This is a genomic window from Rubripirellula lacrimiformis (assembly GCF_007741535.1).
Classification (GTDB): Bacteria; Planctomycetota; Planctomycetia; order Pirellulales; family Pirellulaceae; genus Rubripirellula; species Rubripirellula lacrimiformis.
Window position 1 is genome coordinate 905,366 of the sequence record NZ_CP036525.1, and the last position, 14,666, is coordinate 920,031.

Annotated in this window: 13 protein-coding genes; 2 read left to right on the forward strand and 11 right to left on the reverse strand. The window is 58.7% G+C overall.

Going from position 1 to position 14,666, the window contains the following annotated elements:
- Positions 1–15: 15 nt before the first annotated feature.
- Together K227x_RS03180 and K227x_RS03185 are read right to left on the reverse strand one after the other, a co-directional pair.
- Positions 16–1,308, reverse strand: a complete 1,293-nt coding sequence (locus K227x_RS03180) for an NAD(P)/FAD-dependent oxidoreductase (protein WP_145168042.1) — start codon at positions 1,306–1,308, stop codon at positions 16–18.
- Positions 1,309–1,445: 137 nt separating this feature from the next.
- Entirely contained in the window at positions 1,446–2,780 is a 1,335-nt protein-coding gene (locus K227x_RS03185) for an MBL fold metallo-hydrolase (protein WP_145168043.1), read from the reverse strand.
- Positions 2,781–3,031: 251 nt separating this feature from the next.
- Between K227x_RS03185 and K227x_RS03190 the strand changes: the two genes are divergently transcribed.
- Complete coding sequence (locus tag K227x_RS03190) at positions 3,032–3,355, forward strand: hypothetical protein (protein ID WP_145168044.1); 324 nt, start codon at positions 3,032–3,034, stop codon at positions 3,353–3,355.
- Between the two features lie 337 nt (positions 3,356–3,692).
- Positions 3,693–5,039 carry a M14 family metallopeptidase gene (locus tag K227x_RS03195; RefSeq protein WP_246146466.1) on the forward strand — a complete coding sequence of 449 codons (1,347 nt, stop codon included), beginning with the start codon at positions 3,693–3,695 and terminating at the stop codon, positions 5,037–5,039.
- 1,446 nt (positions 5,040–6,485) lie between these two features.
- Here the strand turns inward: K227x_RS03195 and K227x_RS03200 are convergent.
- From K227x_RS03200 to K227x_RS03240, 9 genes are all read right to left on the reverse strand, one after another.
- Positions 6,486–7,433, reverse strand: coding sequence for a glycerophosphodiester phosphodiesterase family protein (locus tag K227x_RS03200; protein ID WP_145168045.1), 948 nt, complete (start codon positions 7,431–7,433; stop codon positions 6,486–6,488).
- A 121-nt stretch (positions 7,434–7,554) separates the two neighbouring features.
- Positions 7,555–7,962 carry a hypothetical protein gene (locus K227x_RS03205; RefSeq protein ID WP_145168046.1) on the reverse strand — a complete coding sequence of 136 codons (408 nt, stop codon included), beginning with the start codon at positions 7,960–7,962 and terminating at the stop codon, positions 7,555–7,557.
- A gap of 34 nt (positions 7,963–7,996) precedes the next feature.
- Complete coding sequence (locus K227x_RS03210; RefSeq protein ID WP_145168047.1) at positions 7,997–9,286, reverse strand: beta-ketoacyl-[acyl-carrier-protein] synthase family protein; 1,290 nt, start codon at positions 9,284–9,286, stop codon at positions 7,997–7,999.
- 83 nt (positions 9,287–9,369) lie between these two features.
- On the reverse strand, positions 9,370–9,876 hold the full coding sequence (locus tag K227x_RS03215) for a 3-hydroxyacyl-ACP dehydratase FabZ family protein (protein WP_145168048.1): 507 nt from the start codon (positions 9,874–9,876) through the stop codon (positions 9,370–9,372).
- Between the two features lie 142 nt (positions 9,877–10,018).
- Positions 10,019–10,408: an acyl carrier protein gene (locus tag K227x_RS03220; RefSeq protein WP_145168049.1), complete on the reverse strand. Its 390-nt coding sequence runs from the start codon at positions 10,406–10,408 to the stop codon at positions 10,019–10,021.
- Between the two features lie 119 nt (positions 10,409–10,527).
- Complete coding sequence (locus K227x_RS03225) at positions 10,528–11,010, reverse strand: 3-hydroxyacyl-ACP dehydratase FabZ family protein (RefSeq protein WP_246146467.1); 483 nt, start codon at positions 11,008–11,010, stop codon at positions 10,528–10,530.
- Between the two features lie 211 nt (positions 11,011–11,221).
- Positions 11,222–11,806 carry a DMT family transporter gene (locus tag K227x_RS03230; protein ID WP_246146468.1) on the reverse strand — a complete coding sequence of 195 codons (585 nt, stop codon included), beginning with the start codon at positions 11,804–11,806 and terminating at the stop codon, positions 11,222–11,224.
- Positions 11,803–12,189 (reverse strand): response regulator, encoded by a 387-nt coding sequence (locus K227x_RS03235; RefSeq protein WP_145168050.1) that lies wholly within the window; start codon positions 12,187–12,189, stop codon positions 11,803–11,805. Before K227x_RS03235 ends, K227x_RS03230 begins: the two co-directional genes overlap by 4 nt.
- Positions 12,190–12,446: 257 nt before the next feature.
- On the reverse strand, positions 12,447–14,408 hold the full coding sequence (locus tag K227x_RS03240; RefSeq protein WP_246146820.1) for an outer membrane protein assembly factor BamB family protein: 1,962 nt from the start codon (positions 14,406–14,408) through the stop codon (positions 12,447–12,449).
- Positions 14,409–14,666: the final 258 nt, after the last annotated feature.

Here is a 14,666-nt window from a genome sequence, read left to right on the forward strand (position 1 = left end):
GCTAACGCCGGTTCTCTAGGACCGGTTCTCTAGGATCGATTCTGCGACTCGGATGCCGCTGTGGATGGCACCCTGGATGCTAGGGGTTTCGCAGTGATCGCCGCATACCCAGATACCATCTGGTCCGCCGTAGTCTGTGGCTTGAACCGATCGCACGACGGGATCTAGCTGACGATTGGGAAGGGCGTAGGGAACCTGGTACACCGCGATGCGTTGCCAGCGATCGACTTCGCTGCCGAACCAACCTCGCAATTGCGACCGCACGGCCGCGTCCACCGCATCCAGGTCGGTGCGATCGACGTCGGTATCCGAGGTGCCCAGGCTGATCGAGATCAGGGATTTGCCAGCCGGGCTGTACTCTTTGGCGACGTCGCTGATCACCGTGGCGGTTTGGATCGGTCCCGTCTCATCGCCTCGCAGCATCAGCATGCGACGTTTCTCTGGCGACTGATCGGCGGCGTAATAAAGATTGGTTGTATGATTCCATGGGGTATCGATCTGATCGGAACCGATCAACCGTGCCGCAGCGGTGCTTTCGGTCGCGACGATGATCTGATTGGCTCGAATCGTTGTGCGATCACTGAGCCGGATCAGGTTGCCGTCGATCTGCGTGACACTGGTGTTTGCCCGCATGCTTCCACGCGGCAGTCGATCGGCCAGTTGACGAGGGATTGCCGCCATCCCATCGGCGGGAACGGCAACGTCGCCGCTGGAAAACATGCGGAACACGAATTCGAACAGGCGGCTGGATTCGCTGAGTGATTCGTCTAGGAACACGCCGCCGATGAATGGCCGAAAGAACTGATCGATCATCGACTCGGAAAATCCGGCTTGTCGCAGGTAATCGATCGTCGGCTGATCGTTGCGCTGGTACAGGTCCTCCAGCGTGCCGCTGCACGCCTGGGTTCGCACCTTGGCGATACGAAGTTTGTCCAGGATGCTGCCGACGGGGTTCATCGCCGTCGCAATGGATTGCATGGGACGCCGCCATGGATCGCTAAGCGGATGGAATCGTCCGCCATGACGAATCAATGCACCGGGTTCGAATCGCCGCAGACGGAGGGCGTCGTAGTCCAGCATCCGCTGGCAGGCCGGATAGGCGGTCAACAACACTTGGAAACCATGGTCCAGTGTGAACCCATCGACGACATCCGATCGCAAACGACCACCGATTCGATCGGTCGCTTCCAAGATCGTGACGTGACGTCCAGCTTCGCCCAACACGACACCGCAACTGAGTCCCGCCAAGCCGGCGCCGATGATCACAATGTCTAACGACTCTATATCGGTTGGTTCGTATTGGTCCATGATGTTCGATCGCCAGTGGTCAAATGCCGTCTTCAAAACAGTGGTTCGAATGATGCCGGCGTTCAGCTTTCGCTGGGAGAGAAGGGGAGAGAAGGGCAGGGTGGTGCTGTGATTGGCAAACAGGCGATGCCGATTGACTAAACGACGGTAAATCCACGCTGCGTCAAGATTTCGGACAATACCTGCTTGGGCTGATAGTCGCCATGAACCAATCGAATTTGCTGAGGCGCGGAAGGCATCGTTTCGACGAAACGGACCAAGTCGGCTTGGTCGCCGTGAGCCGAGTAGCCGTGGATTTGGTGGATCTTGGCTTCCACATCATAGCGGCGTCCGTCCAGGAATACCCATTCACTGCCGCGGCGGATGAAATTTCCAGGCGTTCCACCAGCTTGGTAACCAACAAAAACGATGTCCGTCGTGGGGCTGCCTAAGAATCGCTTCAGGTAGTTGACGACCCGGCCACCGGTGCACATTCCGCTGCCGGCGATCACGATCGCCGGCAGTTTGCGATCCGCCAGATAGTTGACAATGTCGCGGTGTTCGCGGTGGTTGCCAACGGTGGTTAGGTTTTCGAAGACCAGCGGTTGGTCGTCGGTCTCTAGCAACCGCTGTGCTTCGATCCCCCAGTACTTTTGCATGCTGTGGTACAGGCTGGTGAAACGAGACGCTAGCGGAGAGTCCACGATCACGTCCACCTGCTTCATCAACGACCGGCCTTCGGTTGCTTGAACGTGTTCGAAGATCGCATTCATCTCGTACAGAATCGATTGAGTCCGTCCCAGACTGAACGCTGGGATGATGGTGATGCCTTTGTCTTGCAGAGTGTGTCGCAGGATCTTTTCGAGCGTCGCTTTGCGATCCTGGCTAGACGGATGCAGGCGATCGCCGTAGGTGCTTTCCATCACCAGCATGTCGGCGCGTTCGGGGCTGGCGGGCTGTTTCAGCAGGGGATCGTTGCCGCTGCCAAGGTCGCCGGAGAACACCACGCGTTTTCCATCCGGCAGTTCCACTTCGAAGATCGTCGAACCCAGAACGTGACCGGCCGGCAGCAAACGGATTTTGACATGGCTGCCGATGTCCAACCATTGATGGTACGGGGTCGGACGCAGCAATCGACCGACATGGCTTTGGAATTTCTTGATCAAGTTGCGCGACCGCGTGAAGCCGATCTTCAGCGAGTCTTCCATCACCAGCGGCAGCAGTTTGGCGGTCGGCTCGCTGCAATAGATCGGCTGGTCAAAGCCGGCTGCGATCAGATAGGGCAATCGCCCCACGTGGTCGATGTGCACGTGCGTTAGCAGCATCGCCAAGATCCCGGCGATCGAAAAATGGATCTCGGGATTGGGATGCTGTTTGGCGTCGTCGCCCTGGAAGATGCCGCAGTCGACCAGGATGCTTTGCCCCTTTTCCCAGAACAGTTGGTGGCAGGATCCGGTTACCCCATCGTAGGCGCCGTGGTGAACTAGTTTCATGTCGCGGGCCTATCCGGTGGATCGGTGACGATTTGGGAGGGTGCGGTGACGGTCATCAGGATCGAAATGTTTGTGACAAGCTACCAATCCGACGGTGCGGTGCCGACCCAGCCAAAGGTGCCCGGATTCGGCAGGTGACCAAACGTGTCACTCACTGGGACGAAGTATGAAGTAGCCCCGGCAATCAGCATCCCGCTGACCGGGGTGGCTCCCAAACTCTACGCTGAAAACCTCCATCCACGGATACCATCATGGCCAAGTTCTACGTTCAATCAGGCACGCTCCGCACAATCGTTCAAGCCGAATCAAGCCGCAAAGCTGCCCTGTGGGCCGTGCATCAAGCGATGCAACAAGTATTGCCCATGGAAGAAGATCTGGATCAGACTCCCGCTAACAAGAGCGAGCGAGCGGTTGTCGAGGGTTTTGCCGTCCTATCCCGCAAAGTCACTGTCAGCGAACGTGGTTACGATCGACCCGATGCGGTCGATATGCCCACGATCGAAGTGGTTGCGGAGTGGAATCAGATGGTCACCACTCTGGATCGCCTGGAAAAAATGCTGTATCAGGCTGCCTAATGGCCGCCCGGGCTCGTTGGATGCTAGCGAAAAAGGTGGTTCACTCCGGCGTCATCCCCCGCCGTGGGGTAGAATGGAAGCGGTGGGCGATCGTGTGACCGAGAGTTTTGCCGTGTGATCAAGGGGGCGATGGGCACAGCGGTTTCGTCTTGCTGTGAATTCTAGGGCTCCGCTAGATTGCACCTGCCCACCTGCGACTGCTTCCTTCCCACCCACGCCTTCCTCTGCAACGAACCTGGCCTGCGAAGGCCAAACGCGAGTCACCCCGCCTTTTTTTACAGCTCGCGCTGGATCGTTTGTCGTCGAGGGTCCCACCCCTTCCGACGGAACGTTCCCGATGTTCTTGCCCACCAAAGATTGGTCGTTGCTGCGTGCGCCTTGGTTCGCCGCAGCATTCTTGATGGCTTGGATCGCTGGCTTCGGCAATGCGTCGGCAGAGCCTTCGAAACAAAACCGGGCCAACCCATCCACGATCGCAAAGCAGACGTCGAAGTCGCACGCGATCACGTTCGCATCGGTCGACGGTGACGTTCAGATCACCAGCGAATTTGCGGGCGGGCGAATGAACGGTTGCCAACAGGTCAGCGCAAGTGAGTTCGCGATCACGATCCATCCCGAACGCGACCAAATCAACGACAGTGCCTGGTATGCATTCCGAATCGATTCAACCCAACCACGCGATGTATGCGTGCGGTTGAACTATGTCGGCGGATCCCATCGCTATGATCCCAAGGTCAGTCGCGACGGAAAGACTTGGATGGCGACGCCTCAGTGGGTCACCAAGCGTCATCCCTTGGGCAGCGAAGTGGAACTGTCCATCCCATTGGACGGCAAGCCAATCTGGATTGCGGGCCAAGAACTGATCGGCGGTGAAGTGTTGCAGCGTTGGACCGACACTCTGGAGTCGCTGCCGTACGTCAATCGATCGGTCATCGGTCAATCCGTCCAAGGTCGGCCGCTGCATCGATTGGACATCACCGACGCGGATCGGCCCGACTATGTGTTCATCGTTGCCAGACAGCATCCACCGGAGGTTTCGGGAGCGATTGGCATGATGCACTTTGTCGAAACGATTGCCGATGCGAGTCCGCTAAGTGAACAGTTCCGTTCGCGATACTGTGCCGCCGTGGTTCCAATGGTGAACCCGGACGGTGTCGCCCAAGGGCATTGGCGATGCAACGCGAACGGCGTGGACCTGAATCGAGACTGGGCTCATTTCAGCCAACCGGAAACCAAGGCCGTGGTCAATCAGCTGTTGGCGTGCCGGAAAACAGACGATGGCCGACTGTGTTTGTTCATCGATTTTCACAGCACGTTCGACGACGTCTTTTACACCACGCCGCCCAAAGCCAATCTGTTCCCCCAGGGGTTTACCGATCAATGGTTGGGAGCGATCCAAGGTCGATTCCCGGCTTACGAAGTCAACCGCAAAGCAAATCACAATCTGCAGCGATCGACCAGCAAAGCTTATGTGGCCCGAACCCTGGGGGTGACCGCAATCACTTACGAATTCGGCGACGAGACCGACCGGGAGACGATCCGCACGGTGGCAAGCGGTGCAGCCGAGGAAATGATGCGTTTGTTGGTCAATTTGCCGGCCGGAACAGCGGAGCCGTCGATCGCCGATCGCGGCGCGGCGGAATCCACAGACTTGGTGGCGGTCGGTGCCGATCCGAAACGGTAGCTGTTGGACGTCTGGCGTGGGGATGGATCTCGGCTGACCAAAATCCAATGCTGTGGAGCGGACCAAGCGGTGTGCCTGTTCCCGGGTTGTTTTGTGGGGAGATCGGGGGGCTGGATTGCCGGATCCGCGTCGCTCCGCTCCTTGATCCGGCCTACACCTTTCGTTTCACCGGGTGCCCATCGGGCCGCGCGTTGATGGGCTGGCGCGCGGGGCGTTGCCCACGCGGTTAAACGAAGATTCGAGTTGCGTCATCCGGTATATCTCGTTTAACCGCGTGCCCAACGGGCCGCGCGTTGATGGGCTGGCGCGCGGGGCGTTGCCCACGCGGTTAAACGACGATTCGCGTTGCGTCATCCGGGTTTGGTTCGTTTAACCGCGTGCCCACCGGGCCGCGCGTTGTTGGGCTGGCGCGCGGGGCGATGCCCACGCGGTTAAACGACGATTCGCGTTGCGTCATCGGGTGTGGTTCGTTTAACCGCGTGCCCATCGGGCCGCGCGTTGTTGGTGCGGCGCGCGGGGCGTTGCCCACGCGGTTAAACGACGATTCGCGTTGCGTCATCCGGGTTTGGTTCGTTTAACCGCGTGCCCACCGGGCCGCGCGTTGTTGGGCTGGCGCGCGGGGCGATGCCCACGCGGTTAAACGACGATTCACGTTGCGTCATTCGGTGTGGTTCGTTTAACCGCGTGCCCATCGGGCCGCGCGTTGTTGGGCTGGCGCGCGGGGCGTTGCCCACGCGGTGAAACGACGATTCACGTTGCGTCATCGGGTGTGGTTCGTTTCACTGCGTGCTTATCGGGCCAGGCGTTGAAGGGCTGGCGCGCGGGGCGTTGCCCACGCGGTTAAACGACGATTCACGTTGCGTCATCGGGTGTGGTTCGTTTCACCGCGTGCTTATCGGGCCTGGCGTTGATGATGCGGCGCGCGGGGCGATGCCCACGCGGTTAAACGACGATTCACGCTGCGTCATCGGGTGTGGTTCGTTTCACCGCGTGCTTATCGGGCCTGGCGTTGATGGTGCGGCGCGCGGGGCGTTGCCCACGCGGTTAAACGACGATTCACGTTGCGTCATCCGGTTTGGTTCGTTTCACCGCGTGCTTATCGGGCCTGGCGTTGATGATGAGGCGCGCGGGGCGTTGCCCACGCGGTTAAACGACGATTCACGTTGCGTCACCCGGTATGGTTCGTTTCACCGCGTGCTTATCGGGCCTGGCGTTGATGCGCCGGCGCGCGGGGCGATGCCCACGCGGTTAAACGACGATTCACGCTGCGTCATCGGGTGTGGTTCGTTTCACCGCGTGCTTATCGGGCCTGGCGTTGATGGTGCATACGCAGCGCCGATTAGGGGTGCTGGATTGCCGGATCTGCGTCGCTTCGCTCCTTGATCCGGCCTACTGAGATCCGGCCTGCTGATTGGGGTGGATGCCGGTGCAGCGTCAGGACGCCAGTCAGTTGGTTGACTCGGCGATCAAAGCCCAGACGTCGTGTGGACGATCTGTTTCGATAATGTCGACGCCCATTTCGATCAGCTGTTGGTACTTGGATTTTAGATCCGCCGTCGAAGTGTCGGATTCGTCGGCACTCGGGTGCAACAACTTGTCTAAGTTGCGTGACGTTCCGGCCATGCAACAGGCACCTCGCTGGTGGATCATCTCCAGCAACTGTCGATCGGCCGGTTTCTTGTGTCCGACAAAGGCGACGATGTTCGACCAGGGCACACCACAGCGATCGAATTGGTCCAGCTGTTTGCGGTTGGTGATGCCGACTTCCATCATGATGTCCGGGTTCAATCGATAGCACTCGGCGGCGTCTTTGATCGAATAGGTCAGCATCATCGTGGACGCTTCGGCTTTCAATTCGGTGATCATTTGAACGCGTTCAGCAACCGACGCGTCTTTCGAATCCAGGACCAGTACGCAGCGTCCTTGGGCCCACTGGATCGCTTGACGCAGAGTGGGGATCGATTGGTCGGTTGGTGCCGCATTCATGTCTCGCAAACGAATCGATGACAGATCGGCCCAACGATGCTCGGAAAGTTTTCCGGTCCCGGTCGTGGTGCGATCCAGGGTCGAATCATGCAGCAGAACTGGAACGCCATCGGCGGTCAGCCGCGGGTCGACTTCGATCAACAGGAACCCCACTTCGGTGGCACGCTGGAAAGTCGTCAGCGAGTTCTCGGCGTCCTGGCCGGTGGGGCCGCCGCGATGGGCGCTCAGCAGCGGGAATGCCGCATTGCCAGCCGTCAGCAGTTGTTTCAGTTCGGCGGGGGTGCTGGGGCAGTGGACCCGATTGGCCGGCGCTGAGGTCCGCTGTTTGGATTCTTGGGCGTCAATCGATGTGGTCAGCAGTACGCCTATCGCAATCAGCCCGAGATGCTGGAAACGTATCGTCGACATTCGCTGTCTGCCCTAGTAGATGATGAATCGGGGATTGGTCGTCCCACGTGACGATGCCAAGATACCTTCACCTGCGGTGGGATTTGCAAAATCCACGACGCCCGTGTTGGTTCCAGCGATCCTAGCTCTGTTTACCTTTCAGATAGCCAGCGCTGGTTTCAAAGTAGCGGGTTCGTCGGCGGGTGGGCTGATCGTCCGGCTTGGCGGCGGCCTGCATATCGGCCAGGTTCGCTTGGCAATATCGGCAACCCACGGTTTCAATATGGAACCGGATGTAGTCGGCCGGTTCGGGATCCAGAGTGCCCAGCAGGTAGTCGCCCATTTCGGATCTGGTGGGGCACGAGAGTCGGCCACGGCGCCAGATGCCACCGATCGAATGCAGACCCGCGGTCTCTCGTCCACGGACCTCGATCAGGCGGTTGCGGAGTTCTGCGCTGCTGCGCAGATCATGTTCCAGTTGGGACGACACCCCGGCTGGCAACGCCTCGTCCAGAAACGCTGCTAGTTCGGCATCACTGTACTGGTGCATCACTGATCGCCGGATAGTTAAGGGGGGGCGTGGGTTAGCCTTCAAAGCGGCTTAGGCACAGCGTCACGTTTTGCCCGCCGAACCCAAAGCTGTTGTTGAGTGCGTACTTGATCGATGCTTCGCGAGCGACGTTGGGGACATAGTCCAGGTCGCAAAGCGGGTCGGGGTTTTCGTAATTGATCGTGGGTGGCAGGACCGAGTCTCGCATCGCCATCAGGCAAACGATCATTTCGGTCACTCCGGCCGCTGCGATCAGGTGTCCCATCATGCTTTTCGTACTGCTGACAGGAGTCTTGGCAGCGTCTTCGCCAAAAACTTCCTTGCAGGCCAACGTTTCGACTTTGTCGTTGACCGTCGTGCTGGTCCCGTGGGCGTTGACGTAGTCGATCTGCGACGGGTTCAGTCCCGCGTCTTTGATCGCCATACGCATCGCGGCGATCCCGCCGTGGCCGTCTGGCGGGATGTCGGTGATGCGGTACGCATCGGCGGTGGTGCCGTAACCGGCGACTTCGCCATAGATGGTTGCCCCGCGCGCCTTGGCGGCGTCGAGTTCTTCTAGGATGACCATCGCGGATCCTTCGCCGAGCACAAATCCATCGCGAAGGCGATCAAAGGGGCGGCTGGCTTTGGTCGGGTCGTCATTGTTTTCCGACAGGGCGGTCAACAGGTTGAATCCCGTCACGCCGAAGGGGTGAATCATGCTGTGGGTGCCACCGGCTAGCATCACATCGGCATCGCCGCGACGGATGATCTCGGTCGCTTCGCCAACCGCTTGGCTGGACGCGGCACAGGCGGTCAGACAGTTCAGGTTGGGGCCCTGGGCATTGAACATCGCGGCCAAGTGGGCAGCCGGCATGTTGGGTTCTTGTTCAAGTTCCTTTTCAGGATTCAGCAGTCTCAGTCCTGCGCCGATGAACTTCGATGCGTCGTAATCGCCGTCCTTCAGCGCTGCTGCCATCATCTGGCTAAAGGTGGCGAAGTCCTGGTTGCCTTCGCCGCTGCCAAGGTAGATCCCAAAGCGGACGCGATCTTGGATCGAATCCAGGACACCGCTGTCTGCGATGGCTTGTTTGGCTGCGCCGACGGCAAACTTGGTGTGGCGACCACGCGAAGCCCACAATTCGGCCGGTTCGCCACACTGGGTGATGTCCCAGTTTTTGACTTCGGCGCTGATCTTGGTAGGGAAACCGGTGGCGTCGAACAGCGTCGTTTTGGCGACGCCGCTTTTGCCCTCTTTGAGCCCCGACCACACCGTGGATGCGTCGTGGCCCATGGGGTTGATCATGCCGATTCCGGTGATGACGACGCGGCGACGCATGAGCATGCTTTTCTGATTAAGTGAAATTCGGCAGATAGAAATGGAGACGAACAGCTGGCAATTCGATCGAAGCCGGTGTTCGCCGATAGCTACAGATTGTCGTACATCCGGACAGGATTGCCATCGGCGTCGACCGCGACATGAAAGAAATTCATCATCCGCAGCATGCCTTCAAGATCGCCGGGGGCGAACAATGGCCCGTCAGTGAACCGTCCCGGTTCCAGGAATGCGAACATCAGGTCGATTTCGGCCTGCTTTTGGTCACCACAGTGGCTGACGCTGGTCACCGTGGCACCGTGTTCCTGAACCGCATCCAGTTGGACGTGGTAGGTCAGTTGATCGCCGGTCCTAGCAGGTTGCAGAAACTCGGCGCGACCGACTTTGGCAAGCACCACGCGTTTTTCGAACTGGAAGTGTTCAGCCACCAGGATGCCGCCAATTTGCGCCATCCCTTCGATGATCAACGTCGGCGGCAGCATGGCGAAGCCAGGGCAGTATTCATCCACGGCTTCCTCGGCCAGCGTGATATTTTTTATCCCGCTAGCGTGCGAACCGCTCACGAACTCGGTAAATCGATCGACCCAGAACCAACGCATCAGTGATACCGAAAAAGGAAAAAGACCGGGCCGGCATTGGCCACGGTCCTAGGAATGGTCCCCTTGGGGGCGTTCGCCAAGCGAATTTTGCCCAGGGGGAATCAGGATCGACTGCCGCAGTGGCGGTCTGTCGATAACGTGACTATTCGCCGACCTTGCTGCCGACGTAATTGCAAAGGTCACCGACGGTCAACAGGTTGCCGAAATCTTGAACGCGTGGGCTCTTTTCGAACTCGCTGAGGTCGGCCCAAGGCATCCGTCGCTTCAGTTCGGCCATGCCGTCGGCGGTGACAACACCGTCTTGGACGTATTGGCTGTTGGTCAAAATGTCTTCGGGCGAAAGTTCTTCACGAGGGATCGTGATGTCGAACGATTTTTCCAACTTGAAAACAATGTCCAAGAAATCGATCGATTCCGCACCTAGGTCACCGACCAAGGTCGCTGGGCGAGTCACTTCGTCGTCGTCAACGCCCAATGCGTCGACCAATGCGGCTTGAACCTTCTCGAAAATCTCTTCTTGGGCCAGTGCCATCGGAAAACCTTTGTGGAAAACTGTTTGGGTGAATTGATTTAGAAAATGGATGGTGGGTGTCGGTTGGCAATCGGTGATTCGCTTCGGAAAGCGATTTTGGTCGCCGTGCCAGCGTCATTTCAGACCGAGAGCGTAACATCGCCGAACAATTCGCGGAATTGCGTTTCGGTCTGCTTTCGAATGTCTTCGTTGGTGCCCAATCGTTCGGGATCGTCGCTATGGCACTTTTCGAGCACCAATCGGGCGGTCACGGTCACTCGATCGCCCTTTCTAGCGGTGGCTTTGACGGTGGTCCGATTTCCGTCTTCTTTCAGCATTTCGGCCGTGATCGTCAACGTTTCGCCGGGAACCAGGAAATCGCCAAACTTGACCCCTTTGGCCTCGCGGAGCAAAACCAAGGGGCTTTGGAAGCCGTCGCCGGTGCGGATCAGCCAGATTGCGGCCTGATGCAGAGCTTCCAGCATCATCACGCCCGGCATCACCGGAAAACGTGGGAAATGGTCCAGCAGGTATTCTTCGTCCGCCCGCAGCGTCCGCTCGGCGACCAGCGATTTGCCGGGCACCAGCGAGGTGATTTTGTCGAGTTGGCGGTACTTCATCATCGGTCGGTGGCAATTGCGAGTTCGAATGGGCCAGTCGCGAATGCGACCAATCGTGTCGATTGGGGGAAATGGGTATCCACAACAGATCTAAAATAGAGGCCCGGAATTGTTGCCTCAAGGTAGGACAGCTCGGTTTGACGCGGTTTCCGAGCCTGCGAGAGTGTCGATAAGGCCGTTATCGGTCATGCCCAGATCTGAAATTCAGACATTCTTAGCGGGCGTGATCAACTGAGTTGTCCGTTTCAATGCCGGTTTCCTGTAGCGAACCCGCCACGGGAACCACGTCCGATGGTAATCGCTGCGGTACATTTTGCTCGGTTCGCTTGGCATACACGATCGTCATCAACCCGGCGATCAACAATCCGGTCCCGATCAGCCGCGTCGGGCTGGCCGTCGCTTGGGCGTTGCCCAACCACCCAAAATGATCCAGCAGTACCGCCGCGATCACCTGGCCGGTCATCAGGGCAGCGAACCAGGGCAATGATCCGACGCGGGGGACCAGGATCAGCGATGTCGAAACCACCACCACGCCAAACAAACCGCCCGTCCAGGCCCACCAGGGCATCGTGGATGGGGCCACGGTGAAACGCGGTGGGAAAATTCCGCAGACCACGCAGATCGCCAACAACGCGATCGTGCCGCCGGCGAATGAAATCAGGGATGCCTGGATCGGATGGGCAACATGTCGGCCAAGTTGTCCGTTGACGCTAGGCTGGACCCCTAGGACGGCACCGGCGGCCAATCCCACCAAAATCGCGATCAACAGGATGCCCGCGCCACTGGTGGCTGCGGTCACTTCTTCTTTCGCTCGCCGAGATACGGTTCCAACAACTCTTGGGTCGCCGGATCGCCGATCGCCAGTTTGCCAAATCCACGAACACAGCCGGCATCGATCGCCGCCTGTTGGTGCTCGTCATAATTGGTCACCAGCATCACCGGCACCGAACCGACCTCGGGATCCGCTTTGATCGCTCTGATCACTTCCATGCCGTCGGTGTAATCGCGGTCCAGTTTGCGGTTGACCGTCACCAAGTCGATTTTTTTGGTGCGGAGCATTTCCAGTGTGTCCTCGGTACCGTGCGACTGCACCACCGAAGCGTTGAAGTTGGAATTCACCATCTGGCGAATGGAATTGAAATCAGGACCGCAGTTACCGCAGTCCAAAAGTGTCTTTGACATAAAATCAGTTTCGAGGCGTGGATGACGGAAAAATGTTTGACCGCCATGGAAAGCCAGCCGTTGCTTTCCGTTGGGGGGGCCGCTTGTCAGTGGTCAATTTGCAATCGCTTGCTGCATTGCGACCGCCGGGGGAAGGGCCGAGCCTAAACGAGGATCGAGTGACCGCCAAGGATCCTCTCTATCTCGCCCCGGCACTCGCCTGATCCGGCGAGTGCAAGGCATCTTAGGCGAACACTCGAAAACGATCGCTGATCACCTTACTCGGGCAAACCGATCGCGAACAGCTTGTCTTTGGTGCTGATGTAGATCGTCTTGTTCGCACCGACAGGCGTGCTGTACACGCTGCTGCCCATGTTGATCTCTTCCATCGGTTCGTTGTTTTCAGCGCCGAATTCGAACACGGACACGTCGCCGTCTTCGTCACCGATGAACACACGACCGTCTGCGATCAGGGCACTGCCCCAGCTTTGGGCCAGCATGTCGTAGGTGAAGTGCACGATGGGCTTGCCATCGTCGGTTCCCTTGGCATCCAAACAGTGGACCAACCCCGAGAAGTCTGCGATGTACAGCACGTTGTCCTTGATTGCACAGGTGCCGATAGAACGGTGCATTTCTTCTTCGAAATCGATCTCTTCGTCGCCATTGGAATCGAACATCGAATAGTGCCAGACGACGGCCGAGTTCGGGTTGTCGACTTCGACTTCGCCGTTCTCCGGTTCAACCGCTTGCACGCGTCGGTGAGCGATCGGTACGCGTTTGCCGTCTTCCAGTTTCATCGCCAATGTTGGCGACACATCACCGCGTTTGTTGGGGTCGATGCACCACAGGTGGCCTTCGCCTTCGCCGTGTTCCGGGTCTTGTCCAACGGCGATGTAAACCAATCCGTCGTAAGCCACAGGAGTCGCGATCAGATTGTTGCGAGTTCCTTCGCCGCCCAGTTTCCAGACGGTGGTTTTAGGATTGCAGTCGAATTGCCACAGCAGTTCAGGTTTGCCGTCGTTGCCGCGGGTGGCCGCGAAGCTGTACAGGATGCCGTCGCCACCAGCGAACAGGACTTGGGGAACGCCTTCGAAAACGCCGATCGCAGGGCTGGACCACTGACCGTGCAGAATGTTGCGGCCCGGGGAAGCATCGCTCCACAGCAATTCGCCGGTGTTCTTGTCGATGCAGATGAAACTAGGTGCTTCGGGAGCAGGCAAATTCAAGTGCGATTCGTCCAACCCATTCGAAGTGTTCACGAACAGGAGGTCGCCATAGGAGGTCACGCTGCAGGCACACATGTTGTGCTGGCTGACACCCATCTCGGGGCCCATCATGTCGAACACCCAGATCACGTCGGCATCACGTTTGTCGCTGACGCCCAGTGCTTTGGTAAACATGATCCGTGGGCCGATTTGCTTGATCGTGATCGTGCGATCGGTGCCGCCGAAGTTGCCGGTGGCTTTCCAGACTTTGCCTTCGGTGACGGTTTCGACTTTGGCTTCGCCTTGGAGCGCTTCGCCGGCTTCGGCCAAAACCGATTTGGCGGCGTTCGAAAGACTGCCGTCGGCCAGTTCCGACAAAGTTTGTGCATGGGGTTCGGCGCCGGGGCCGGCGTTCATGATTTGGGCGACGTTGGCCGATTCGCCGACGACTGGACCATCGTCTTCACCGTCGTGGAATCCCTTGGTGTCCAAACAGCGGACTTCGCCGCGGTTGGTGACAAACCACAGTCGGTCGCCTTCGACCAACGGTGCACAGCAGATGCCCTGCAGGGGCCAGTCATGGACGCGGCCGGTGATCAGTTTCTCGCTGCTGTGTTGCCACAGGAAATCGCCGTTCTTTTCGTCAAACGCCAACAAGCATCCCAGGTCGACATCCGATGGGTAACGTTGGATGTGTCCAGCGCCGTTGTTGGTCCCAACATAAACTTGGCCATCCGCGACGACGGGGTTTCCGTAGGTTTGGCTGCCCAGGTTGGCGTACCAACGAATGTTTTCGGCCTTGGCGTTGTCCCAGTCGCCGGTGCGGCGATCGAATTTGCCGATGTTCCATGATTCCGGCAACCCTTCGACGCCGGGGGCGTTGTTGCGTTCACGGGTCCCGCCCCACTGAGGCCAGTCACCGCCAGCGGCTTGGACTTCTGCCGGTGGGCCCGGTTCCTTGACGTCCGAAGTCACCAGAGCGACGGCGGATTCAGCTTCGCTAGCTTTGGCATCGGCAGCCGCCTGCTTGTCCATTTCTGCTTTCTCGGCAGCGGCTTTGTCGGCAGCGGCTTTATCGGCTTTCGCTTTCTCAGCAGCGGCTTTCGCGTCAGCAGCAACCTTGTCGGCTTTCGCTTTCTCAGCAGCAGCTTTTACAGCAGCAACCTTGTCGGCAGCGGCCTTTTCAGCGGCGGCTTTCTCAGCAGCAACCTTGTCAGCGGCAACTTTGTCAGCGGCGGCTTTCGCTTCGGCAGCAGCAGCTTCGGCGGCAGCGACTTCGGTCGCCTTGGCTGC

Coding starts and splice junctions, on each gene's coding strand:
- K227x_RS03190 (WP_145168044.1), top strand. CDS start 3,032: ATGGCCAAGTTCTACGTTCAATCAGGCACGCTCCGCACAATCGTTCAA.
- K227x_RS03225 (WP_246146467.1), bottom strand. CDS start 11,010: ATGATGAAGTACCGCCAACTCGACAAAATCACCTCGCTGGTGCCCGGC.
- K227x_RS03185 (WP_145168043.1), bottom strand. CDS start 2,780: ATGAAACTAGTTCACCACGGCGCCTACGATGGGGTAACCGGATCCTGC.
- K227x_RS03180 (WP_145168042.1), bottom strand. CDS start 1,308: ATGGACCAATACGAACCAACCGATATAGAGTCGTTAGACATTGTGATC.
- K227x_RS03195 (WP_246146466.1), top strand. CDS start 3,693: ATGTTCTTGCCCACCAAAGATTGGTCGTTGCTGCGTGCGCCTTGGTTC.
- K227x_RS03220 (WP_145168049.1), bottom strand. CDS start 10,408: ATGGCACTGGCCCAAGAAGAGATTTTCGAGAAGGTTCAAGCCGCATTG.
- K227x_RS03240 (WP_246146820.1), bottom strand. CDS start 14,408: ATGGACAAGCAGGCGGCTGCCGATGCCAAAGCTAGCGAAGCTGAATCC.
- K227x_RS03215 (WP_145168048.1), bottom strand. CDS start 9,876: ATGCGTTGGTTCTGGGTCGATCGATTTACCGAGTTCGTGAGCGGTTCG.
- K227x_RS03205 (WP_145168046.1), bottom strand. CDS start 7,962: ATGCACCAGTACAGTGATGCCGAACTAGCAGCGTTTCTGGACGAGGCG.
- K227x_RS03200 (WP_145168045.1), bottom strand. CDS start 7,433: ATGTCGACGATACGTTTCCAGCATCTCGGGCTGATTGCGATAGGCGTA.
- K227x_RS03235 (WP_145168050.1), bottom strand. CDS start 12,189: ATGTCAAAGACACTTTTGGACTGCGGTAACTGCGGTCCTGATTTCAAT.
- K227x_RS03210 (WP_145168047.1), bottom strand. CDS start 9,286: ATGCTCATGCGTCGCCGCGTCGTCATCACCGGAATCGGCATGATCAAC.